General features: G+C 41.3%; 26 protein-coding genes. 21 read left to right on the top strand and 5 right to left on the bottom strand.

Annotation, left to right across the window (positions count from 1 at the left end):
* The 9 genes from HMPREF3108_RS11005 to HMPREF3108_RS09150 all read left to right on the top strand — a co-directional run.
* A partial coding sequence (locus HMPREF3108_RS11005; RefSeq protein ID WP_256262236.1) for an SspB-related isopeptide-forming adhesin occupies positions 1-1,867 on the top strand: 1,867 nt, incomplete at its 5' end.
* A 246-nt stretch (positions 1,868-2,113) separates the two neighbouring features.
* A complete protein-coding gene (locus tag HMPREF3108_RS09185) occupies positions 2,114-2,764 on the top strand; it encodes a COG3942 and LysM peptidoglycan-binding domain-containing protein (protein ID WP_048778114.1) in 651 nt (216 codons plus the stop codon).
* Between the two features lie 151 nt (positions 2,765-2,915).
* Positions 2,916-3,446, top strand: a complete 531-nt coding sequence (locus HMPREF3108_RS09180) for an FUSC family protein (RefSeq protein ID WP_008808233.1) — start codon at positions 2,916-2,918, stop codon at positions 3,444-3,446.
* A gap of 288 nt (positions 3,447-3,734) precedes the next feature.
* The gene (locus HMPREF3108_RS09175) at positions 3,735-4,100 is read left to right on the top strand and encodes a MerR family transcriptional regulator (RefSeq protein ID WP_070494347.1); all 366 of its coding nucleotides are present in this window, start codon (positions 3,735-3,737) and stop codon (positions 4,098-4,100) included.
* A 29-nt stretch (positions 4,101-4,129) separates the two neighbouring features.
* A complete protein-coding gene (glnA, locus tag HMPREF3108_RS09170) occupies positions 4,130-5,476 on the top strand; it encodes a type I glutamate--ammonia ligase (RefSeq protein WP_070494344.1) in 1,347 nt (448 codons plus the stop codon).
* A gap of 54 nt (positions 5,477-5,530) precedes the next feature.
* Positions 5,531-5,935 carry a GNAT family N-acetyltransferase gene (locus HMPREF3108_RS09165; RefSeq protein ID WP_070494342.1) on the top strand — a complete coding sequence of 135 codons (405 nt, stop codon included), beginning with the start codon at positions 5,531-5,533 and terminating at the stop codon, positions 5,933-5,935.
* Positions 5,936-6,040: 105 nt separating this feature from the next.
* A complete protein-coding gene (locus HMPREF3108_RS09160) occupies positions 6,041-6,460 on the top strand; it encodes a VOC family protein (protein ID WP_061584693.1) in 420 nt (139 codons plus the stop codon).
* On the top strand, positions 6,453-7,040 hold the full coding sequence (locus HMPREF3108_RS09155; RefSeq protein WP_070494340.1) for a TetR/AcrR family transcriptional regulator: 588 nt from the start codon (positions 6,453-6,455) through the stop codon (positions 7,038-7,040). The genes HMPREF3108_RS09160 and HMPREF3108_RS09155 overlap by 8 nt, the downstream gene beginning before the upstream one ends.
* A complete protein-coding gene (locus HMPREF3108_RS09150; protein ID WP_070494338.1) occupies positions 7,024-7,770 on the top strand; it encodes a DNA alkylation repair protein in 747 nt (248 codons plus the stop codon). The genes HMPREF3108_RS09155 and HMPREF3108_RS09150 overlap by 17 nt, the downstream gene beginning before the upstream one ends.
* A gap of 25 nt (positions 7,771-7,795) precedes the next feature.
* Here HMPREF3108_RS09150 and rnjA read toward each other — a convergent pair whose 3' ends face one another.
* Together rnjA and HMPREF3108_RS09140 are read right to left on the bottom strand one after the other, a co-directional pair.
* Complete coding sequence (gene rnjA / locus HMPREF3108_RS09145) at positions 7,796-9,478, bottom strand: ribonuclease J1 (protein ID WP_061584690.1); 1,683 nt, start codon at positions 9,476-9,478, stop codon at positions 7,796-7,798.
* 3 nt (positions 9,479-9,481) lie between these two features.
* Positions 9,482-9,712 (bottom strand): DNA-dependent RNA polymerase subunit epsilon, encoded by a 231-nt coding sequence (locus tag HMPREF3108_RS09140; RefSeq protein ID WP_045634421.1) that lies wholly within the window; start codon positions 9,710-9,712, stop codon positions 9,482-9,484.
* A gap of 276 nt (positions 9,713-9,988) precedes the next feature.
* Here HMPREF3108_RS09140 and tsaB point away from each other — a divergent pair, with 276 nt between their 5' ends.
* The 8 genes from tsaB to HMPREF3108_RS09100 all read left to right on the top strand — a co-directional run bounded on the left by tsaB (position 9,989) and on the right by HMPREF3108_RS09100 (position 15,810).
* Positions 9,989-10,675, top strand: coding sequence for a tRNA (adenosine(37)-N6)-threonylcarbamoyltransferase complex dimerization subunit type 1 TsaB (gene tsaB, locus HMPREF3108_RS09135; protein WP_045772717.1), 687 nt, complete (start codon positions 9,989-9,991; stop codon positions 10,673-10,675).
* Entirely contained in the window at positions 10,672-11,124 is a 453-nt protein-coding gene (gene rimI / locus HMPREF3108_RS09130; protein ID WP_070494336.1) for a ribosomal protein S18-alanine N-acetyltransferase, read from the top strand. Before tsaB ends, rimI begins: the two co-directional genes overlap by 4 nt.
* Complete coding sequence (tsaD, locus tag HMPREF3108_RS09125) at positions 11,114-12,124, top strand: tRNA (adenosine(37)-N6)-threonylcarbamoyltransferase complex transferase subunit TsaD (protein ID WP_070494334.1); 1,011 nt, start codon at positions 11,114-11,116, stop codon at positions 12,122-12,124. The genes rimI and tsaD overlap by 11 nt, the downstream gene beginning before the upstream one ends.
* 9 nt (positions 12,125-12,133) lie before the next feature.
* On the top strand, positions 12,134-12,829 hold the full coding sequence (locus HMPREF3108_RS09120; protein ID WP_070494332.1) for an AzlC family ABC transporter permease: 696 nt from the start codon (positions 12,134-12,136) through the stop codon (positions 12,827-12,829).
* Positions 12,819-13,151 (top strand): AzlD domain-containing protein, encoded by a 333-nt coding sequence (locus tag HMPREF3108_RS09115; protein ID WP_060553168.1) that lies wholly within the window; start codon positions 12,819-12,821, stop codon positions 13,149-13,151. Before HMPREF3108_RS09120 ends, HMPREF3108_RS09115 begins: the two co-directional genes overlap by 11 nt.
* A 109-nt stretch (positions 13,152-13,260) precedes the next feature.
* Positions 13,261-14,007 (top strand): class I SAM-dependent methyltransferase, encoded by a 747-nt coding sequence (locus HMPREF3108_RS09110; protein WP_070494330.1) that lies wholly within the window; start codon positions 13,261-13,263, stop codon positions 14,005-14,007.
* 299 nt (positions 14,008-14,306) lie between these two features.
* A complete protein-coding gene (locus HMPREF3108_RS09105) occupies positions 14,307-14,969 on the top strand; it encodes a hypothetical protein (protein WP_070494328.1) in 663 nt (220 codons plus the stop codon).
* A 100-nt stretch (positions 14,970-15,069) separates the two neighbouring features.
* Positions 15,070-15,810, top strand: coding sequence for a MerR family transcriptional regulator (locus HMPREF3108_RS09100; protein ID WP_070494325.1), 741 nt, complete (start codon positions 15,070-15,072; stop codon positions 15,808-15,810).
* A 64-nt stretch (positions 15,811-15,874) separates the two neighbouring features.
* Here HMPREF3108_RS09100 and HMPREF3108_RS09095 read toward each other — a convergent pair whose 3' ends face one another.
* The gene (locus HMPREF3108_RS09095) at positions 15,875-17,050 is read right to left on the bottom strand and encodes an aminoacetone oxidase (protein WP_070494323.1); all 1,176 of its coding nucleotides are present in this window, start codon (positions 17,048-17,050) and stop codon (positions 15,875-15,877) included.
* A gap of 267 nt (positions 17,051-17,317) precedes the next feature.
* Here HMPREF3108_RS09095 and HMPREF3108_RS09090 point away from each other — a divergent pair, with 267 nt between their 5' ends.
* Complete coding sequence (locus tag HMPREF3108_RS09090) at positions 17,318-17,812, top strand: DUF536 domain-containing protein (protein ID WP_008808248.1); 495 nt, start codon at positions 17,318-17,320, stop codon at positions 17,810-17,812.
* 55 nt (positions 17,813-17,867) lie between these two features.
* A complete protein-coding gene (locus tag HMPREF3108_RS09085) occupies positions 17,868-19,628 on the top strand; it encodes a glycerophosphoryl diester phosphodiesterase membrane domain-containing protein (protein ID WP_061598594.1) in 1,761 nt (586 codons plus the stop codon).
* A gap of 41 nt (positions 19,629-19,669) precedes the next feature.
* On the opposite strand, the gene HMPREF3108_RS09080 is transcribed toward HMPREF3108_RS09085, so the two are convergent.
* Positions 19,670-19,969, bottom strand: a complete 300-nt coding sequence (locus HMPREF3108_RS09080; RefSeq protein WP_008808250.1) for a YbaB/EbfC family nucleoid-associated protein — start codon at positions 19,967-19,969, stop codon at positions 19,670-19,672.
* Between the two features lie 191 nt (positions 19,970-20,160).
* Here HMPREF3108_RS09080 and HMPREF3108_RS09075 point away from each other — a divergent pair, with 191 nt between their 5' ends.
* Positions 20,161-20,568: a glycosyl transferase gene (locus HMPREF3108_RS09075; RefSeq protein WP_008808251.1), complete on the top strand. Its 408-nt coding sequence runs from the start codon at positions 20,161-20,163 to the stop codon at positions 20,566-20,568.
* 32 nt (positions 20,569-20,600) lie between these two features.
* Here the strand turns inward: HMPREF3108_RS09075 and HMPREF3108_RS09070 are convergent, their stop codons facing one another.
* A complete protein-coding gene (locus tag HMPREF3108_RS09070; RefSeq protein WP_060971085.1) occupies positions 20,601-22,880 on the bottom strand; it encodes a Xaa-Pro dipeptidyl-peptidase in 2,280 nt (759 codons plus the stop codon).
* Positions 22,881-22,983: 103 nt separating this feature from the next.
* Between HMPREF3108_RS09070 and gla the strand changes: the two genes are divergently transcribed.
* Positions 22,984-23,835, top strand: coding sequence for an aquaglyceroporin Gla (gene gla, locus HMPREF3108_RS09065; RefSeq protein ID WP_060971086.1), 852 nt, complete (start codon positions 22,984-22,986; stop codon positions 23,833-23,835).
* The last annotated feature ends 116 nt before the right edge of the window (positions 23,836-23,951 follow it).

Raw genomic sequence — 23,951 nt, 5'->3', positions numbered from 1 at the left:
GCCGTCAAAACCGGAAGAGCCAACATATGATCCATTGCCAACTCCACCGCTAGCACCAACTCCTAAGCAGTTGCCGACTCCACCAGTTGTACCGACAGTTCATTTCCACTATAGCAGTTTATTAGCTCAGCCTCAGATTAATAAAGAAATTAAGAATGAGGATGGTGTAGATATTGATCGGACATTGGTTGCTAAACAGTCAATTGTTAAGTTTGAATTGAAAACTGAAGCGTTGACAGCTGGACGTCCAAAAACTACTTCATTTGTATTGGTAGATCCGCTACCAACTGGTTATAAGTTTGACTTGGATGCAACTAAGGCTGCAAGTACAGGCTTTGATACAACTTATGATGAAGCCAGTCATACTGTAACCTTTAAGGCGACTGATGAGACATTGGCAACATACAATGCTGACTTAACTAAACCTGTTGAGACTCTTCATCCAACGGTTGTTGGTCGAGTATTGAACGATGGGGCAACTTATACGAATAACTTCACTTTGACAGTCAATGATGCTTATGGTATTAAGTCAAATGTTGTTCGTGTAACGACTCCTGGTAAACCAAATGATCCTGATAATCCAAATAACAACTATATTAAGCCAACGAAAGTAAATAAGAATAAAGAAGGCCTTAATATCGATGGAAAAGAAGTTTTAGCTGGTTCAACCAACTACTACGAATTAACATGGGATTTGGATCAATATAAAGGTGATAAATCTTCTAAGGAAGCAATCCAAAACGGCTTCTACTACGTAGATGATTATCCAGAGGAAGCTTTAGATGTTCGCCCTGATTTGGTTAAGGTTGCAGATGAAAAAGGAAATCAAGTATCAGGTGTCAGCGTTCAACAATATGACAGTCTAGAAGCTGCTCCTAAGAAAGTTCAAGACTTGTTGAAGAAAGCTAACATTACTGTTAAGGGTGCTTTCCAACTCTTCTCTGCTGATAATCCAGAAGAATTTTACAAGCAATACGTAGCAACTGGAACATCACTAGTCATTACAGATCCGATGACTGTTAAGTCTGAATTTGGTAAGACAGGTGGTAAGTATGAAAACAAGGCCTATCAAATTGATTTTGGAAATGGCTATGCTACAGAAGTAGTGGTTAACAACGTACCGAAAATCACACCGAAAAAAGACGTAACAGTGAGTCTAGATCCAACTAGTGAAAATCTGGATGGTCAAACAATTCAATTGTATCAAACATTTAACTATCGTCTGATTGGTGGCCTCATTCCACAAAATCATTCAGAGGAATTAGAAGATTACAGCTTTGTGGATGATTATGACCAAGCTGGTGATCAGTATACTGGTAATTACAAGACATTCAGCTCTCTGAACTTGACAATGAAAGATGGTTCAGTGATTAAGGCAGGTACAGATCTAACCTCTCAAACAACTGCTGAAACAGATGCTACAAATGGTATTGTAACTGTTCGTTTCAAGGAAGACTTCTTACAAAAGATTAGTTTGGATTCACCATTCCAAGCTGAAACCTACCTTCAAATGCGCAGAATTGCTATTGGAACATTTGAAAATACTTATGTAAATACTGTTAATAAGGTTGCTTATGCATCTAACACAGTACGTACAACAACTCCAATACCAAGAACACCAGACAAACCGACACCAATTCCAACGCCAAAACCAAAGGATCCTGACAAACCTGAGACACCAAAAGAACCAAAAGTTCCTAGTCCAAAAGTTGAAGATCCTTCAGCACCAATTCCTGTTTCTGTTGGCAAAGAATTAACAACACTTCCGAATACAGGAACAAATGATGCGACTTATATGCCTTACTTAGGCTTGGCTGCCCTTGTTGGTTTCCTAGGATTAGGTCTAGCAAAACGCAAAGAAGATTAATCAAATAGCTTGGACTGATTTCATCTTTGATGTTATGTCAGTTATACTGAGTCGTCAATTTAAGACTCCGTAGATTGTAAGGCTGGAACCCAGTGTTCCGGCCTTATTTCTTTTCTACTTTCTATATAATTTATGTATCAGAAATATATAGAATTTGTAATCATTTCAAAATATTGGGATAAGACAACTGACATCTAAATAAGGTATGATTATGCTAACATCAAATTTTGCGGAGAAAATCATTTTATGAAAAAAATATTTATTAAAACAGCTCTTGTGGTTGCTTCTACAGCTCTTTCAGCTATAGCTGGTCTTCAAGTTGCACATGCAGATTCTTATGTTGTGCAACAAGGTGATTCTTTCTTTGGAATTGCTAGTGCTCACGGAATGAGCCCTTATGATCTAGCTGCGAAAAATGGCAAATCTATTTTTGATACAATCAACCCAGGTGATGTTTTGGAAGTGGACGGCGCTACTTCTACTTATGCAAATTCAGGCTATGGTGTGAGCAATAATGCTGATTTGGTATCTGATGTAGATGATGTTGTTTTAAATACCCCTACTGACTATGGTAACTCTTATCCAATCGGACAATGTACTTGGGGTGTTAAGGAATTAGCTCCTTGGGCAAGCAACTGGTGGGGGAATGCCAATACTTGGGCTATCAATGCCAGCAATCAAGGTTATGTTACTGGTACAGTTCCGACAGTAGGCGCAATCGCTGTTTGGGACGGGGGAGAATATGGTCACGTTGCTTATGTTACAGACGTTCAGAGCGACGGTACAATCCAAGTGCTAGAAGCTAATTATAATCGTCAAAAGCAAATTGATAATTATCGCGGTTATTTTAACCCCAATGAATTTTTGGGAAATGTAACGTATATCTATCCAAACTAATTTGATTGAAGATTTAGAGCTTGCTCTAGATCTTTTTTATTTTTCAAGATAGGATATAGAGGGTGAGAATGAGAGGACGTTGCAAACAAGAAGGCTTTTTGTTGGAAAATATGTTAGAATGAAAGTAATTTGATTTGAAAGAGGGTCAGGAATGAACTATTTTAGCAAGTACAAGTTTGATAAATCGAAATTCAAATTAGGAATGCGGACTTTTAAGACAGGGTTGGCGGTTTTTATCATTCTCTTGATGTTTAGTCTATTTGGCTGGGGTGGCCTGCAGATAGGAGCTTTGACAGCAGTTTTTAGCTTGCGGGAAGATTTTGATAAGAGCGTGCATTTTGGTACTTCTCGTATCTTAGGAAATAGCATCGGTGGCTTTTATGCCTTGATTTTTTTCCTCATCAATAAGGTTTTTCAAGATCAGCTCTGGGTCACCTTGCTTTTTGTTCCGATTTGTACCATGCTAACTATTATGACCAATGTTGCCATGAACAATAAAGCAGGAGTAATTGGGGGGGTATCAGCTCTCTTGATTATTACACTGTCGGTTTCTGAAGGGGATACGATTGTTTACGTATTTGCCCGGATTTTTGAGACATTTCTTGGTGTATTCGTTGCCATGTTAGTAAATTATGACATTAATCGCCTGCGTTCTTTTTTTAGAAAAGAGAAAAGCAAATGAATATGTCAGAAAAAGTAACATTCCTTCTTGACAGGATAAATCTTTAGGAATATAATAGTGGTAATCTTGGCTAGTGAAGAGTGAAGTTTTTGCTTCATTTGCTGATACTTGCCATACAAGTAAGGAATTGGATCCGTACTAAAAACTTAGAAAGAATGATTAGCAATCCTTTTTATCTGAAAAGAAAAGTAATTGTTTCTGCTATCACTTGCTCGCATTAAAGCAGGCTTGCTAATTTGTTTTTCTTTTAGTTTTTAGAATTTTCATATCTTACGAAAGGAGGATGTAATGAAAGAAAAAGAACTGCGTCGTAATTTAGCAGTTTTCCCAATCGGCAGCGTTATGAAATTAACAGACTTAACGGCTCGGCAGATTCGTTATTATGAGGATCAGCAGCTGATTACACCTGAGCGAACAGAAGGGAATCGTCGCATGTATTCCCTAAATGACATGGATCGCTTGCTGGAAATAAAAGACTATATTTCTGAAGGTTATAATATTGCTGCAATCAAGCGTAAGTATGCTGAACGTGAAGCAATGGCCAAAAAACCAGTGAGCGAAAAAGATGTTCGTCGTGCACTACACAACGACATTGTCCAACAAAGTAGATTTGCATCCTCTGTGCCGACATTTGGTCAATTAAAACGACCATAACTATTGTTTTATTCCATAAGGAGATCACCATGCCTATTACAGTTGCTGATATCAAGCGCGAAGTTAAAGAAAAAAATGTTACCTTTATCCGTCTTATGTTTTCAGATATTTTGGGAACAATGAAAAATGTGGAAATCCCTGCAACAGATGAACAGTTAGACAAAGTATTATCTAACAAAGCTATGTTTGACGGTTCTTCTATTGAAGGTTTTGTTCGGATTAACGAATCGGATATGTATCTATATCCAGATTTGGACACTTGGACTGTTTTCCCTTGGGGAGATGAAAATGGTAGCGTTGCAGGATTAATTTGTGATGTCTATACGACAGAAGGTCTTCCTTTCCAGGGAGATCCGCGTAGCAACTTAAAACGCGCCCTCAAGCACATGGAGAAGCTGGGCTTTAAATCCTTTAATCTTGGACCAGAGCCAGAATTCTTCCTCTTTAAGTTGGATGAAAATGGAGATCCTACTTTAGAAGTGAATGATAAAGGAGGCTATTTTGATTTAGCTCCAACAGACTTGGCTGATAACACCCGCCGAGAGATTGTCAATGTTTTGACAAGTATGGGATTTGAAGTTGAGGCTAGTCACCATGAAGTAGCTGTTGGTCAGCACGAAATTGATTTTAAATATGATGAAGTTCTACGTGCATGTGATAAAATCCAGCTCTTTAAACTAGTTGTTAAGACCATAGCTCGTAAGCATGGCTTGTATGCTACTTTTATGGCCAAACCTAAGTTTGGTATTGCTGGTTCAGGTATGCACTGTAATATGTCTCTCTTTAATCAAGATGGGACAAATGCCTTTTTTGATCCTGAGGATCCAAGAGGTATGCAATTGTCGGATACAGCCTACTATTTCTTGGGTGGCTTGATCAAACACGCCTACAACTATACAGCTATTATGAATCCGACCGTCAACTCTTATAAGCGTTTGGTTCCTGGCTACGAAGCACCAGTTTATATCGCTTGGGCAGGGCAAAATCGTTCTCCTTTGGTTCGTGTGCCAGCATCTCGCGGTATGGGAACTCGCTTGGAATTGCGTTCTGTAGACCCTATGGCTAACCCTTATATTGCTATGGCTGTTCTTCTTGAAGTGGGTCTTCACGGAATTGAAAATAAGATTCAGGCACCAGCTCCTGTTGAAGAGAACATTTATGTTATGTCAGCAGAAGAACGAAAGGAAGCTGGTATTACAGACCTTCCTTCAACTTTACACAATGCTATCAAGGCTCTAACTGAGGATGAAGTCGTCAAGGATGCCCTTGGAAACCACATCTATACTAGCTTTGTAGAGGCTAAACGTATCGAGTGGGCTAGCTATGCAACCTTTGTTTCGCAATGGGAAATTGATAACTACTTAGATTTATATTAATGATAGAGCAGGTGGTCTGAAAGTCCCCCTGCTTTTTCGTGGAGGAGAAGTAAGATGGAAAAATTTGATGATTTTATTAAGCGGGTTTTTGATGAGCAATATGAAGTCTGCTTTGGTTCAGATATGCTTGAAAAACTAGAGCCCAGAGATTATTATCTGACGCGGAAGGAGGATGATCGATTAATTGCCTTGCTCCATGCCCAACAGGTGCTGGAAAATATTCATATCAAGGCTTTGGTGGTAGATAAGGAATATCAAAAACAGGGCTTGGGAGCATCTCTATTGACAGAACTAGAAGAAAAGGCTGCAGAAGCAGGAGCAACTAGTATTACCTTATCCACCAAATCCTATCAGGCCAAGGATTTTTACCTCAAACAAGGTTATGAAATCTACGCCAGTCTAGCAGATGTCCCACAAAAGGGCATTACCAAATATCATTTGATTAAGAGATTAGGCTGAGTTTTTCTTAAATAGATGGAAGTCAATTTGGCTTCTGTTTTTAAACATTAATTTTGCATACATACTGAATGTATGTTAAAATGAAACTTAAGAAAAGGAGAACAAATGATTACTAGTTTATATCCAGTTTTAATGAGTGAAGATGTCCATCAATCTGCACAATTCTTTATTGATTATTTCCAATTTCAGGAAACTTTCCGTTCAGATTGGTATATTAGTTTAAAGAATATCGAGAGTGGTTTTGAGCTTGCTTTTATTGATAGTAAGCATGGGACAGTGCCACAAGCCTACCAGTCTAAGGCGAGTGGCCTAATCATCAATATCGAAGTTGACAATGTGGATTGTCTTTATGAAAAATTGCGTCAGCAAGAAGAAATGGAGTTCCTTCTTCCCATTAAGAGTGAAGATTTTGGTCAGCGCCATTTCATTGTGAAAGCGCCGGGTTCTGTTTTGGTTGATGTCATTCAAGTCATTCCGCCTAGTGCTGAGTTTGTGGCAAATTATTTGGAGAGTGAAGATGAATAAAAAACAGCAGGCTTCTCTAGAGACAAGCAAGAAAATATTAGCTATCGCCCGGAAACATTTTTCTTTAAAGGGTTATGCAGAAGCTTCCTTGGAGGAAATTGTGGATGAGCTGGGAATGACAAGAGGCGCACTTTATCATCATTTCGGAAATAAGAAAACTTTATTTACTGCCGTATTGGCACAAATTCAGTCCGAACTGGGGTCATATGTAGAACAAAACGCTCTGGAAGCACACGATTCTTGGGAGCAATTGGTGGAAGGCTGTGTGGCTTTTGTTCGTTTTGCGACTTTGACAGAAAATAAACGCATTCTCTTACTTGATGGACCTAATGTTGTTGAGTGGAAAGAGTGGCGCAGTCAGGACGAGGCTAATTCTTTCTTTCATTTGAGAGAGCAATTAGACACTTTATCTAAAGAAGGGAAGCTTATCTCTATTGATCTGGATATGGCGGCTCATATGATTTCAGGCGCCTTGAACGAGTTGTCTCTTTATCTGGCGGAGAAAGAGGGAGAAGCAGGAGTTCGAGATGCGATAAGCAATCTTTTAAGAGGATTTAAAAATCATGGCAAAAAAGGTTAAAGATTATTATGATTTGATTTATGCGGAGGATTTGAGTAGGCGCCTGCAAGAGGTAACAGATAAATTTGATCCTCAGCATTTTATGTCTCTAATAGAAAGCGACTTAGAGGCTTTGGAATTTACTCAGCGTCAGGAGCTGCTGGCAAAGAGTATCAAAGAATGCTTGCCGCTTTCTTATGCTGATTCTCTTAAGGTTTTTGAGCAGATACTTGGTCCAGAGTTAGAGGGCGGCTTGGGGATGTTTTCAGAAGGGTACTGGTTGTGGCCGATTGGCAAATACGTAGAACTTTACGGAGGTCAAGAATTCGAGCTGAGTGCAGCCTTCAGTAAGGAGTTAACCAAGCGATTTACCGGAGAATTTTCCATGCGACCCTTGCTAGCTAATTATCCTAAAGCTACAATGGATTTACTGCTGGCGTGGAGTAAAGATGAGAACATGCGTGTCCGCAGATTAGCCAGCGAGTGTATGCGAATCCGTCTACCATGGGCTAAGAAGCAAATGGTGGTCTTAGATTATTTTGATGAGTTTACCGCTGTTTTAAGGAATCTAAAGGATGATAGGGATAAATCAATCCAAAAAAGTGTTGCTAATAATCTGAATGATTTATATAAAGAAGATCCTGAAAAATTTGAGAGTATCATCCGAGCTTGGCAGGAGGAAGAGCTGAGTCCGAGCTGCGCTTGGATTATCAAGCATGCATCTAGGACAAAAAATAAAACAAAAAAATAGCTTTGCCCAAGTGGCAAAGCTTATTTTAATTTTCTTCATCAGGTGTCAAAATCATCGGTATAATAATTGGTTCGCGCTCAGTATTTTCATAAAGGAAAGGACGAAGGGCATTGACGATAGCACCGTTGACAGACTGGATATTGGCATCTTTATTCTTGAGGGCAATGCGGATAGCGTTGAAAAGAAGACGCTGGCTTTGGCGAATCAAATCACCAGACTCTCGCATATAGATAAAGCCACGGCTAAGAATATCTGGGCCTGCTAGAATCATTTGCGATTCAAAATCAACTGTTGCGACAGCAAGTACCACACCGTCTTCAGATAGGTCTTTACGGTCGCGCAGGACTGCAGCACCGATTTCACCAATGCGGTTTCCATCGACATAGATATCTTGGGCATTGAAGCTACCAGCTATGCGGGCAGAATCAGCTGTCAGAGCAAGCACATCGCCGTTGCTCATGATAAAGATATTGTCTTTTGGAACTCCAGTATCAACGGCTAGACCTGCATGGACTTTCTGCATACGGTATTCACCATGGACTGGCATGAAATATTTTGGCTTGATCAAGCGGAGCATGAGTTTCTGCTCTTGTTGACCACCGTGTCCAGAGGTGTGGATGTTGTTAATCTTACCATGAATAACCTCTACACCAGCTTCAGAGATAATATTAATCAGCTTGTTAACGCTAGTCGTATTACCAGGGATAGGGCTAGATGAGAAGATGACTGTATCTCCAGGCTGTAGCTGAACCTGACGGTGAGTACCGTTAGCAATACGTGACAAGGCTGCCATAGGCTCACCCTGACTTCCGGTACACATAATCAGGACTTCACTAGCAGGGTAGTCTTTGATAGCATTTGGCTCAATGAAGGTATCTTTAGGAACCTTGATATAGCCTAATTCAATCCCGTTAACAATCGCTTTTTCCATAGATCGACCGAAGACCGCAATCTTGCGTCCAGCCTTTACCGCAGCTTCTGCAGCTTGTTGAAGACGGAAGATGTTTGAGGCAAAGGAGGCAAAGATGATGCGTCCATGAATACCTTCGATAATCTTCATAATCGATTGTCCGACCACTTTTTCAGAATTAGTAAAAGTAGGAACTTCAGCATTGGTCGAGTCAGAGAGGAGGCAGAGGACTCCCTCTTCACCTAGTGCTGCCATGCGATGCAGGTCAGCTGGTTCACCGACTGGAGTAAAGTCAAACTTAAAGTCCCCAGTACAGACAATCTTACCTTGAGGAGTATGGATCACAATTCCTAAAGGCTCTGGAATAGAGTGGGTCGTACGGAAGAAAGTTGCTTTAAGGTTTTTAAATTTCAGTTCAGTGTTTTGGTTAATTTCGTAGAGTTTGGCATCACGTAAAAGTCCGTGCTCTTCCAATTTGCCACGAATAAGGGCTAGTGCCAGAGGTCCAGCATAAATAGGTACATTAGCCTGTTTAAGCAAGAATGGGATACCACCGATGTGGTCTTCGTGACCGTGAGTAATAAGAACACCTTTGACACGGTCGATATTCTCTACAATATAGGAGTAATCGGGGATGACATAGTCAATCCCTAGAAGATCGTCTTCTGGAAATTTGATACCTGCATCAACGATAATAATCTCGTCTTGATATTCGATTCCGTAGGTGTTTTTACCAATTTCTCCTAGACCACCAATGGCAAAAACGCCAACTTCTTTTGGTTTTAAAGTATAGGACATGGTTTAAAACTCCGTTACTTGAAAAGTGCCTGACTCTTTTTCGTATTCTAAGTGTTTGTCAGACAAGAGTTCGATAAATTCAATGTTGTAATCAGTATTTTCTTCAACCAATTTACGGGCTTTAATGCGTCCCTCGAGTTCGTTATTTGCTTCAACTTCCAAGTAAAGAGAGCGAGTGTTTTCACGACGTGGGCTACGGTCTTTTGTTTCTTGATAAAAAACTTTATAAATCATTCTATTTCCTTTCATTTCACGATTAATCTACAACAAACATGCAGCCAAGTTATCAGCTGTTTTTTTATATTTAGTTTTCTGGGTAATAGATTAATCTTGGTTCGTTACAATTATAACAATTATATCATAAAATACGGTATTAGTAAAAGTTAGAAATCCAAAAAGAAGAGGAAGCCGTTTTCATTTTTCCCTTCTACCTAAAGGGGAAAGAAGTTGGAAAATCCCTCTCTTCGTAGTATAATATAAGGCAGACAATCGAGTAAGGAAAAGATAAGAATGAAATTACTAGCTTTTGATACTTCTAATCAAGCACTGTCTCTAGCTATTTTAGAAGATGAGCATCTGTTGGCTCAGACAACGCTCAATATCAAGAAAAATCATAGCATCACCCTTATGCCGGCTATTGATTTTCTCATGAATAGTTTGGACATGAAACCGAAGGATTTGGATCGTATCGTAGTAGCTCAGGGACCGGGTAGCTACACAGGTCTGAGAATTGCGGTGGCGACAGCCAAGACTTTGGCGCATACCCTCAAAATTGAGCTGGTCGGTGTGTCTAGTTTACTGGCTCTAGTCCCAGAGCAGGTAGAAGGCTTGGTCATTCCCATCATGGATGCCCGCCGCAATAATGTCTATGCTGGCTTTTACCAGTCTGGTCAGGCTGTAAGGCCGGAAGCTCATCTATCTTTGGCAGAGGTATTGGAAATGGCTGGAGCTGCTAACCAATCAGTCACCTTTGTCGGAGAAGCGACAGCTTTTACGGAGCAGATCAAAGATGCTCTTCCTCAGGCTGCCATTCAGCCGACCTTACCAGACGCAGCAACTATTGGTCGTCTCGGTCTAGACTTGCCAGCCCAGTCCATTCATGATTTTGTCCCTAACTACCTCAAGCGAGTAGAAGCCGAGGAAAATTGGCTCAAGACCCATCAGGAATCCAGCGATTCTTACATTCAGCGCCTATGATTGAGATGAAAAAAAGGAGCGCTAGCTCGGATGTGGACGTGGCAACTCTCGCAAAAGGGCTGGAACAGCTCTTACTTGCAGTCTATGAGGTCAGCCCTTGGACGGCGAACCAAGTGGCAGAGGTTCTGCGTTCGGATGTGAACAGCTGTGCGCTAGCAGAAGATAGGAGTCAGCTTGTTGGTTTTTTAGTCTGGCAGGAGACAGACTTTGAAGCAGAAGTCCTGCAGATTGCTGTATTGCCTAGCTATCAGGGGCAGAAAATCGCGACAGCCTTGTTTGACTTTTTGCCAGCAGACAAAGAAATTTTCCTCGAAGTGAGGGAGTCCAACAAGCCAGCTCTGCTATTTTACAAAAAAGAAAAATTTGAAGAAATCGCACGGCGGAAGGCCTACTACCATGCGCCGGTGGAAGATGCGATTGTCATGAAAAGAGAGATCCATGAAAGATAGATATATTTTAGCTTTTGAGACGTCTTGTGACGAGACCAGTGTGGCAGTTCTGAAGAATGAAACTGAGCTTTTGAGCAATGTCATTGCCAGCCAGATTGAGAGCCACAAGCGTTTTGGCGGAGTGGTACCGGAAGTTGCCAGTCGCCACCATGTGGAAGTTATTACGGTTTGTATTGAGGAGGCCTTGGCAGAAGCAGGGATTAGCGAGGAGCAAGTCACAGCTGTGGCTGTTACCTACGGTCCAGGTCTGGTTGGGGCGCTTTTGGTTGGCTTAGCAGCGGCCAAGTCCTTTGCCTGGGCTCATGATATTCCCTTGATTCCAGTCAATCATATGGCTGGGCATCTGATGGCAGCCCAGAGCGTGGAACCCTTGGAATTTCCCTTGCTGGCTCTTTTGGTCAGTGGCGGCCATACTGAGCTGGTCTATGTCAGTCAGGCTGGTGACTATAAGATTGTGGGGGAAACTCGAGATGATGCGGTCGGTGAAGCCTATGACAAAGTCGGTCGCGTTATAGGCCTGACCTATCCAGCAGGTCGGGAGATTGATCAGCTGGCTCATCAAGGACAGGATATTTATGATTTTCCGCGGGCTATGATCAAGGAAGACAATCTGGAATTTTCTTTTTCCGGTCTCAAGTCAGCCTTTATCAATCTGCACCACAATGCCCAACAAAAAGGAGAGGTTTTGTCTAATCAAGACTTGTCTGCTAGCTTTCAGGCAGCGGTTATGGATATTCTCATGGCCAAGACTAAGAAAGCACTGGAAAAATATCCAGTCAAGACTCTAGTTGTGGCGGGCGGTGTTGCGGCCAATCAAGGGCTGAGAGAACGCTTGGCTTCTGAGATTCAGGATGTTAAGGTGATTATTCCGCCTCTTCGCCTTTGCGGTGACAATGCTGGTATGATTGCTTATGCTAGTGTCAGCGAGTGGAATAAGAAGAATTTTGCCAGTTTGGATCTGAATGCTAAGCCGAGTCTGGCTTTTGAAACGATGGAGTAAAGGAGAAGAATGCGCGGACAGACATTTAAACAAGGGGCACAAGCGGCAGTGCCAACGGCTCTGGGCTATATTGGAATTGGTCTAGCTTGTGGCATCATGGCGGCACCTCATATGAATCCCTTGGAGATGGGGGTAATGAGTATTCTGGTTTATGCCGGCAGTGCCCAGTTTGCCATGATTGGTTTATTTGCTCAGCAGGCGCCGGTTTTAGTCATCGCACTGACTGTTTTTCTAATTAATATTCGACATCTTTTACTCTGTCTGCATGCGTCAACTTTTTTTCGGAAGTCTAGCTTGATGCAGAATATTGTCATTGGGTCTTTTTTGACGGATGAATCTTATGGAGTTTTGATGGGGGAGCAGGTGCATACAAAAGAGATTGCTGCTAGCTGGATGATGGGGAACAATTTCATGAGTTATGCTTCTTGGATTGTGGGAACTGTTTTTGGGACGGCCCTAGGCGCCCTTCTGCCCAATCCTGAAAGCTTTGGCCTGGATTTTGCCCTAGTCTCAATGTTTATTGGTATTTTCTCTTCTCAGTTTACAATCATGTTGCGACGGGTCAAGATAAAGAAGCTCTTTTTAGTTCTGGGTGTTGTGGGCCTTGCCTACTTAGTCCTAACTATGTTACTTCAAAATTCGCTGGCGGTGCTTTTTGCAACCTTGCTAGGCTGTACGGTGGGGGTGATTTTGGATGATAAGTAAGTATATTTTGCTGGCTATTCTTTTGTCAGCCCTAGTCACTTGGATTCCGCGGGTTTTACCCTTTATCCTAGTCAAGTACAAGGGGCTTCCGCCTATGGCAGAGCGTTTCCTCAAATATCTGCCTGTTTCCATTATCTTTGCTCTTATCCTGTCCAGTGTCACCAATGCTAAAACAGGTCAGCTGCCAAGTTTTAAATGGCTGGATTTGCTAGCGATTTTTCCAACAACTTACATAGCATTTAAGTATAAAAACTTAATTTTGACAGTGGTTTGTGGCGTGATTTTAGTTGCTCTAATACGCTTAGTAGTTCAAATGATCTAATAACTTCTAAATCTTTCTATCTCAGGTAGAGAGATTTTTTATTATTAGAAATGTCAGAAAATTTCATAATAGTGGTATAATGGTGTTGGTTAGACTAAGGAGATGGATCATGGCAGAAGCAGGTCATAAATTTTTAGCAAAATTAGGAAAGAAACGCCTTCGTCCCGGCGGTAAGCTGGCAACCGACTGGCTGATTGAGCAGGGGCAGTTTTCCAGCGATAAGAAAGTTCTAGAGGTTGCCTGCAATATGGGGACCACAACAATCGAGCTGGCTAAAACATATGGCTGCAAGATTACTGCAGTTGATTTGGATAAGGCTGCGCTGGCTCAGGCTAAGCTTAATGGAGACAAGGCTGGTGTTGGTGAGCTCGTCACATTTGAGCAGGCTAATGCCATGAAGCTGCCTTATGATGACAATTCTTTTGATATTGTTATCAATGAAGCCATGCTGACCATGCAGACGGAGAAAGGAAAAGCCAAATGTATGGATGAGTACTACCGGGTGCTGAAGCCAGGCGGAGTGCTCCTCACCCACGACGTCATGCTCAAGCAAAGAGATGAGAATGTCCGGGAAGAGCTGTCTCGCGCAATTAATGTCAATGTTGGTCCGTTGACAGAAGGATCTTGGATTCAGTTGGCGCGATCTCACTCGTTTGATCGTGTAGATACCTTTGTCGGCGAAATGAGCTTGATGAGCCTTCGAGGAATGATATATGACGAAGGACTTGGTGGAACTCTGAAAATTTGCTTCAATGCTCTTAAGAAAGAGAACTACAGCCAATTTATGAAGATGTTTAAGATGTTCCAAAAGAATCAAGAAAAACTGGGCTTTATTGCCATGGTTTCTCGTAAATAGAGAATCAGTCTCCTCATTTTATTGATTTAGGGAAGATTTCAAAAAATACTTTGGTCTTGTTTTCACTTTTTATTTAAGAAGTATCAATCACTTTATCCTCCCTTTTTTTTGCATATCTTAAGGAATAGGATGATTGAACTTATTCGCAGTTGATAAAGTGTTTATAAATTTCACCTGGTTTGGCTATTTTTTACAAAAGGTTTTATCAAAGTAAAGATCTTAAGCTAATTCCAAAAATAACTTGATTTTTTTGAATAAAAAGAACTATAATAATTTCAGAACGTAGAAAAGAGGTAACCATGATGGTGAAATCATTGTCAAAACTCCTTTATGCATCTTTATTTCTAGCTTTGTCATTTATTTTAGTAGCATGCAGTTCGCCAAAAGATAGCGCAACAAAGAGTTCATCCAGTGATAAGGTCAGCAAATCGAGTAAGTCTAGTAAGTCTAGTGAGTCTAGTAAGAGCAGTTCCAAGGAGTCATCAACTTCATCCAGCCAAACTTCAGTCTCTTCTAGCGAGGAAGCTTCAAAATCTAGCCAAACTAGTTCATCCGGTTCTAGCACTAAGGAAGCTCCAACAGCGGACTCCCTTGTTCCATCAGAATTAGTTGGTGTCTGGAAAGGAAGCAGTCCTCAAGCTGAGGAGATTACAATGACTGTTGGCGCTGATGGATCTATTTGGACTCAGGCTAACTTTAGCAGTTATGGGGAAAAGAGCGATGTAAAGGCTGTTGCAAGAGCCATTAAAATCAGTCAAAACCTATATCGATGGGAGTTAGTTTCAGGAGAATATAGTGCCTTGACTCCTGGTATAACAGGTCTTGGTGGTATAGGGAAAGCTGAACCAGGCTTTACTGTAGAAAATGGTAAATTTACCCCTGTCATGTTTACCGGTCCTGCTGATCAACCTCTTGATTATTCAAATTACTATGCTTTTGAATTTTCTTTAACTAAAAACTAAGCTGTGAGGCTCCCTTGTAATCTAGGCGGGGAGTTTTTTTAACAACACTTGACCCTACCCTAAGGTTAGGGATTATACTATAGTAGCAAGGAGGTCTTTCATGTATCATGTTAAAGAAGCTGCACAGCTTTCAGGCGTTTCCGTCAAAACTCTACATCACTACGACAAAATCGGACTTTTGGTGCCTGCTAAATCAGAAAATGGCTACCGAACATACAGCCAAGCTGATTTAGAGAGGTTGCAAGTCATTCTTTACTACAAGTATCTAGGCTTTTCTTTGGAAAAAATAGCAGAGCTCTTAAGTCAGGACGATCAGGCTTTATTGCCACATCTAGTAAGGCAATTGGATTGTCTTGAGCAAGAAAGAGACCGCTTGGATACTTTGATTTCGACCTTGCAAAAAACAATTCAAGCTCAAAAAGGAGAAAGAAAGATGACGATGAAAGAAAAATTCGCAGGTTTTACCTACGAAGACAATCATAAATATCATCAAGAAGCTGTCGAAGAATACGGTCAAGAAGTTATGGCAGAAGCATTGACTCGTCAAAATGGACGGGAAGAAGAATCTACCGAAGCCTTCAATCAAGTTTTTCAAAGTCTGGCAGAGAATATGCGACAAGGCTTGCCAGTTGAAGTGGCAGAAAATCAAGAGCAGGCAGGGCGTCTTTTACAAGCCATTCGTACTTATGGCTTTGACTGCTCGCTACAAGTCTTTGGTCATATCGGTAAAGGTTATGTCTATAACCCAGAGTTTAAGGAAAACATAGACAAATTTGGAGTTGGCACAGCTCAGTATACGTCAGATGTGATTGCTGCTTATGTGCGAAGGAATGTAGAATAAAAACTGGTGAGGATTTTCCTCGACCAGTTTTTTAATGATTTTAATCCTTTAAATAGTTTGCTAATCACTCATAATGCAAGCTCCCTGCTACCCAGCCAGTGCAGAGGGCAGAGGTGATGTTGAAGCCACCCGTATGGGCGTTGATGTCTAAGACCTCTCCAGCGAAGTGGAGGCCAGGGACGAGTTTGCTTTCTAGGGTTTTAGGATTGATTTCTTTGAGGCTGACACCGCCCTTGGTTACAAAGGACTTGGCCAGGGACATTTTGCCAGCGACAGGGATGGGCAGTTCTTTGATTTGCTTGATGAGGGCTTCTTTTTCACTGAGATTGAGTTGTTTGACTTTCTCAGGAAAAGGCTGGGCAAAAAAGTCTGCCATTCGCTCGGGCAGGAGGATTTTCAGGCAGTTCTTCAGAGATTTCTCCCGATTTTCTTCTAAAAAGTCTGTCAAATCCTGCTGACTCATCTGAGGAAGAACATCGAGATAGATGGTTTCGCCACCCTTGACAAAGCTAGACAAGCGCAGGGCTGCCGGACCTGATAAGCCAAAGTGGGTAAAGAGCAGGTCATGAGTAATGACATGCTTACCATAGCTTAGGGTCACATCGTCCAGCGAAATCCCCTGAAGCGCTTTGTGAGGGAAGTCAGTCAGAAGGGGACTTTCAGCAGCCTCTAGGTCAGTTACTGTGTGCTTGAAGTGTCGGGCAATATCGTGGCCGAAGCCTGTAGAGCCTGTTGAAGGATAGGACTTGCCGCCAGTCGTCACAATCAATTTCTGGCAGGTCCAAGTCTGATCGCTGGATCTGACAGTGAAAAGGTCATCATTTTTTTTGACGGAGACGATTTCGGTATTGGTGATGACAGTGCCGTCCAGCTCTGCAATTTTCTTTTCCAAAGCTTCGATAATGGTGCGGGACTTATCTGTCGCTGGGAAAACACGGCCGTGGTCTTCAACCTTGAGTTTGACGCCATTCTCAGTGAAAAAGTTGATGATATCATGGTTGTCAAACTGGGAAAAGACACTGTAAAGAAAGCGTCCGTTGCCTGGAATACCAGCCAGGAGGTCATCCAAATCTCCATTATTGGTCACATTGCAGCGTCCGCCACCTGTACCAGCTAGTTTCTTACCCAGGCGTTTATTTTTCTCGAGGAGCAGGGCCTTCTGTCCGTAGAAAGAACTGGAAATGGCAGCCATCATGCCAGCCGGTCCTCCGCCGATGATGATTGTGTCAAAATGGTTCATTTATGTCATCCTTTCAGAGATAAGTTTGGCCAAGGTTTAATTGTGAATTTTTCTTACGGAATATTGTCCACTAATGAGCAGTTAAATAATCGTTTTAACCTTGGCGTAGTCATTCATTTTCAAAGTAATCTAATCTGTCTCATTGTATCATAAAAGGGCGAAAAATGGATAGGACTTAAGCTTAGAAAACATTGGGAAATTTGACAGGGAAGCCTTGATATGATAAGATTTAGGTATCTATATCTAGAAAAAGTATTTGAGGAAATTATGGCAATTGAAAAGACAGTCAGCGAGTTAGCTGAGATTCTCGGAGTTAGTCGCCAAGCGATTAACAATCGTGTCAAAGCTCTCCCAGAAGAAGATACAACAAAAAATGAAAAAGGGGTAACGGTTGTTACTCGCAGCGGATTAATTAAACTGGAAGAGATATACAAGAAGACCATTTTTGAGGATGAACCAGTCAGCGAAGACGTCAAACAGCGCGAACTGATGGAAATTTTGGTAGACGAGAAAAATGCAGAGATTCTCCGTCTATACGACCAACTCAAGTCAAAAGATGAGCAATTAAAACGCAAAGACGAACAACTTCGGATTAAGGACGTTCAGATTGCGGAGAAGGACAAGCAACTGGATCAGCAACAACAGCTGACAGCCAAGGCTATGAGTGAGCGCGAAACGTTACTGTTAGAGTTGGACGAAGCAAAAGAGCAAGTCCAACAGCAGGAAAACAAAGGATTCTGGGCGCGTTTATTTGGGAAGTAAGAAAAATCTCAGTTGAAAAACTGAGATTTATTGTTTTAAAAAAGAAGGAATGAAGATGAAACCGCAAAAGTTAGGCTTCAAACGGCTCTACCGAAATTTAGATAAGATCTTGCTACTCTTTTTCATGGTTTTTATGGCCATGGAATTTGCCTGGATTCCTTTTACGTCTTGGGCGGCTGAATCATTGCTCAAGCAGACAGGCTACGAATTCTTATCTTATAACAACGCTGTAAGTATTTTCACAGCAAATTGGCTTGTGACTGCCCAGTTTCTAGGCCTATTTTTGGTCAATTTATTAGTCGCTTATTTCCAAACAGGCATTATCTTCATGGGCGTACGCAACTTGTTAGATAAGGAAGAGCGATCCCATTGGGGCTTTATTAAAGCGACGTTGAGAGACAGTTGGATCATGCTACTGAGAGCTAGACCAGGAAAGGTTCTCTTTATTGTGTGTTATATGGGGATTCTCTTTCCTTTTTTCCGACAGATTTTAAAAATATACTACCTCAATAAGATTTTAATTCCGGAGTTTATACAGGAATATCTGAGCAATCAATACTATTTGGGCTGGGTGATAGGGATTCTAGCAATAATGCTATTCTTAATGGCGGTGCGCTTTATGTTTGCCATCCCTAAAATCTTTTCAGAAAGAATCTCTGTTAGAGAAGCCATCCGATTTAGCCTAGATAAGACCAGAAAACGGCTCATTTTCTATTCATGGCACTTATCTTGGATTGTTTTCAAAAGTTTGTTTATCTACGCCTTCTTTGTCATTGGTATTGTCTTTCTTCAAAAATATGCGGATACCCAGTCTAATGCAATTAGTCTTGGTGTCGGAGTCTTTAATTTTGTAGTTATGAAGCTGGCTTATTATTTCATGCTGAGCTACTTTTTGATTAAGTTTCTATCTTTCTTGACTGATAAGTCACTGGCAGACTATCCTCGAAAAAAGGGGAAACCATGGTTACGAGCTTTGGTACTTCTAGCGTCGTGCTTAATTTTTGGATCAGAAGGCTATGTTTATATGCAATTTCCTTTGGAAACCATTCCTCTGACCATCTCTCACCGGGGAGTTTCAAATGGGAATGGGGTACAAAATACAATTGAGTCCTTAGAAAAAACAGCCTTACTCAAGCCAGACTATATCGAAATGGATGTCCAGGAGACGAAAGATGGCCAGTTCGTCATGATGCATGATGCCACCTTAAAAGACCTAGCAGGGGTAGATAAACATCCTCAGGAATTGACGCTAGCAGAGTTAACAGCTCTAGATATTTCGGAAAATGGCTATCGAACTAAGATTTCAAGTTTTGATGCTTATTTGAAAAGAGCCAATCAATTGGGACAGCGCCTTTTGATTGAAATTAAAACAAGCAAACTTGACTCTTCAGATATGATGGAGCGATTCTTGAAGAAATATGCAGCTAACATCAAAATATATGGGCATCAAATGCAGTCATTAGATTATCAAGTGATTGATAAGATACTGGATTATGATAAGGATATACCAGCCTTCTTCATTTTGCCTTATAATACCATTTTCCCTCGAACCAAGGCATCGGGCTATACCATGGAATATTCGACCCTAGATGAGAACTTTGTCAATAAGTTATGGAGTTCAGACAAACTACTCTATACTTGGACCATTAATACAGAAGATGCTGTAGCCAAGTCCTTTAGACTAGGGGTGGATGGGATTATTACAGACGATGTTGAATACATTCAAAGCTCGATTAAAGAGCTGAGGGATAATCCTAAATATTCGACCTTATTAGAAAATAAAGCAGCTGACCTTTTAAACTTTCCAGGAAGCTAAGAGAAAACCCTCACTCTCTAATCAGAGTGAGGGTTTTGTGATTAAAACGGCAGTTTACCTGCAAAGGCACCCATTTTCTTTTTGGTTGCTTCGTCGATTTGCTCCAGTGCATGGTTAAGCGCTTGGACAGTCATATCAGACAAGGTTTCAAGATCTTCTGGATCAACAACAGCAGCTTGGAAGTCGATTTTTACAACTTTCTTATCGCCAGTCAAAGTTGCTGTCACCAAGTCTTGAGCAGATTTGCCTACAAACTCAGTAGCTGCCAATTCTGCTTGGCTTTGTTCCATTTGCTTTTGAAGCTTTTGCGCTTGCTTCATCATTGATTGCATGTTCATCATAAGATTTTTATAATTCCTTTCCTATTTGAGGATTAACATTTGGTAATCTACACTCTTCAAATTATATCATTTTTTAAAAAAGTGGCAAGAATCTGCTTCAAAATTTAGAGAATCGTTTCAAGGCAGTGTTGACGAAAAAGTTGAGATTATGATAGAATATTTAAAAATTTAGATATAGGAGAAATCTCTTAATGAAAAAACACAAATGGAGCCTTTTGTTGCTTAGTCTTTTGATCCCTCTCTTTATTTTAGCTGGATGTAACAGCAAACAAAACCTTAAAGGAAAGTGGAATGTTCAGGATTCTAACCATGAGTATACTACTGTAACCTTTACTGACAAGAAGGTCAGTGTGAATGGACAAGAAGCAGAGTATAAGCAGGTAGAGGTTGGATTTAAAAATAATGTTCAATATATTGTAATTGAAATGGAAGGGAAGAAATATTCAATTATTTTCCCTGATGCAGACAAAAACATTGCTGTGCTGCTACAGCCAACTTCAGAGGATAACTATCTCGAAGGAACCATGATTTTGGCAATGAATCGTAAGGAAAAACCGAACTACGATAAGTACGCAAAAAATTATATCCGAGAAAAATAAAAGCACATCTTGTGCTTTTATTTTTTTATTTGTCAAGATTTCTTGTGAGGAAGACTCAAGCTAGAATGCTCCATATCAACACTTAGTTGATAGTCTGTCTTATCGCGGACAGTGTGCTCAAAATCAGTAGTGTAGAGGACGAGACGCAGTTGGTCACCCTTTTTCAGCTTGTAGATTGTTGGTTGCAGTTCAAAGGATAGTTCCATCCATTGATTAGGGATTACTTCTTCAACAGTTAAGAGGTCAGTCCTATTTTGCAGGTTGAGAAAGCCCTTTGTGATGACACGGTGTGGAGTGTCCGTAAAAGGAAGTTCCATCAGGTTGTCCAGCATATAGTAGCGACCGTTATCCATCACTCGTGCTTCCAAGGGGCTTGGGATTGGGGTCAGGCGTTTGGCAGGGCCATAGTCCAAAAGTTGAGCGGAGATGAGCCCTTTGTTGGTGCTAGATTTAAGGCGGAGCTTGAGCTTGGCAGGCCCATTGATAAAGAGATCTTGTTCCAGGGTCCAATCAAGGGTGATCTGCTGGGTTTTGCCTTCAAATAGCTCATTTTTGAAAACTTGATAACTCTTGGCAAAGCGATTGTAGTCTTCGTCTGAATAACGATTTTGGATTTCTTGAGAGCCTTTACCAAGATGGAAATGAGAGTAGTCTTCTTGATTTCCAAAATCATCTAGGCTCATCCAGTTTTGCGCCCGGCTGTTGTCCTGCCAGATGACAGGTGGCAAGTCAAAGTCGGATGAATGCCCTAGTAACTTTTTGGATAAAAGAGCATTCATGCTTTCACGAAAGTCAATGGACTGCCAGTTATTGATATAAACATGGGCACCGTTGTGGAAGAAGAGGTGTTTTTTGATGTAAGCTGGCAGAGCATGGAACATATTATAGACGTGGAGAGGTTTGACATTCCAGTCTTGAGAACCATGAGTGAAGACAACTTCAGCCTTGACTTTATCTGCATGAATCAAGTAGTTGCGGTCGTGCCAAAATTGATTGTAGTCACCAGTTTCTCGTTCCAAATCTTTTCTTTGCTGGTCAAGGTAGGCTTGGTAAGCTTGATTGTAACGTAGGTATTCGCCAGCTAGGAGATTGCGTGAATAGGTCAGCTCAGTCAGCGATTCAAAATCTTCGCCTGGATAGCCACCAGGGCTAGTGACAAGTCCGTTTTCACGGTAGTAGTTATACCAGGAAGAAATACCAGCCTCAGCAATGATGACTTCTAACCCGTCTACCCCCGTTGTTGCTAAACCATTTGACATGGTTCCTAGGTAAGAAATTCCAGTTGTGGCAACTTTTCCATTAGACCAAGTTGCCTTGATTTCTCTTTGGCGACTGTGATCTGTGAAGGCGCGACAGCGACCGTTGAGCCAGTCGATGACATTTTTGTAGGCTTCAATCTGCTGATAATCTCCACTGGTCATCATCCCTTCTGAATCCTTGGTTCCAACACCAGATACATAGAGATTTGCAAAGCCACGAGGAAGGAGGTAATCATTGAGGGTGTAACTACCGATATGGCCCAGTTTTTCTTCAGCTGTCTCAACTAAAGTTGCCTGTCCTTGGGGCTCTACTGTTTGAATGCTAGATTCTTGAACAGTAATTGTTCTAGGGTTCTTGCAGGCTAAGTCTACATTCATGTTGTGCAGAGCCTTATCGCTAGCTTTATCGTTGGTACCTTGATGGTAGGGACTGGCAGTCATGACTGCTGGGATTTGTCCTTTATAAGAAGGGCGAATGATACTAACCTTGACTAAATCCGGCTTGCCATCTCCATCTGTGTCCACACGGGATTCAACATAAACGACCTCGCGAATGGCCTCATGGCTACTGAAGGTTGCTAGGCTTTTTCCGTTGAAGAAGTGGTAGTCATTGCTCTCTGGAATGAATCCCTCACTGACAAGCTGGTCAATTAGAATGTTCCCTAACTTGGTCCTAGTATTGAGAAGCTGATAAAGATTTTCGAGGATATTTCCATAAGAAATAGGGAAATTAATTTCTTTACAGAAGGCCGTTACATCGTCAAAGTCTACGAAGGGAACAAAACCTAAGACCTGTAGGGCTACGGTATAGAAGACCTCTTCAGTCAGTTGCTTGTCGGATTGGAAGAAGGTTAACAGATCTGTTTCTTGGTCAGCTACCCAGCTAGAGAGGACATAGTTGACGTCCTGATAGCGAAAGAGAACTTTTTGAAGAAAGTGATGAAGGTTTTCTTTAGGAGAATTAGTTGCTTGGATAGTGAATCCTAAACGAGCCAATTCATCCAGCATAACTTCTTCACTTGCTTTTGTGTAACTATACTGGTTGTAACGCATGAGACGACTCCTTTTTTGTATTTATATAAAATTGACCTTTACATTCTCCATTATAACTGATACAATAAAGTTTGTCTAAAAATTTTATAAGGAGATTGAACACATGGATGTTACATGGATGGCGAAATACGTCACAGAATTTCTGGGTACGGCCATTTTGATTATTTTAGGAAACGGTGCTGTAGCTAACGTTGAATTGAAAGGCACTAAAGGTCATCAAAGCGGTTGGTTGGTAATCGCCGTTGGTTACGGAATGGGTGTTATGATTCCTGCTTTGATGTTTGGAAATGTTTCAGGAAACCATATTAATCCTGCCTTTACTTTGGGATTGGCTGTCAGTGGCTACTTTGAATGGGGACATGTTGCTCCTTACATTGCAGCTCAGATTTTGGGAGCTATCTTCGGTCAAGCTCTTGTGGTTGCGACTCACCGTCCTTACTACTTGCAAACAACAAATCCAAATGCAATTTTGGGAAGTTTCTCAACGATTTCAAGCATCGACCATGGAACACCTGAGTCTCGCAAAGCAGCAACTATCAATGGTTTTGTAAATGAGTTTGTTGGTTCCTTCGTTCTTTTCTTTGCAGCAATTGCAATGACAAAGGATTACTTTGGAGCTGAGATTGTTAAATATGCAGCTACTCAGGGTATGGATGCTTCTTCTATCCAAGGTAAAGTACAAGTTGGTCAGTACATTTTTAGTGGTTTGGCTGTCTCACACTTGGCACTTGGTTTCCTTGTGATGGCATTGGTTACTTCACTTGGTGGACCTACTGGTCCTGGATTGAACCCAGCTCGTGACTTGGGACCTCGTATTCTTCATGAAATCTTGCCTAAGTCTGTTCTTGGAGAGCACAAGGGTGATTCAAAATGGTGGTATTCTTGGGTACCAGTCGTGGCACCAATCCTTGCAGGTATCACCGCTGTTATGTTGTATAAATTTATCTATGGATAATTAAAAGGGCGCAAGCCCTTTTTTTAGAAGACTCAGCTGAATTGAAGCTAGAGGGGAAGAAGTGATTTTGGTATATATTTTTGCCTTCTTATCTTTTCATAGTAAGGAAGAATACA

Source organism: Streptococcus sp. HMSC10A01 (genome assembly GCF_001807785.1).
GTDB classification, from domain to species: Bacteria; Bacillota; Bacilli; order Lactobacillales; family Streptococcaceae; genus Streptococcus; species Streptococcus gordonii.
Note: the sequence above shows the minus strand (reverse complement) of the source record. Positions and strands in the feature narration are given on the sequence as shown.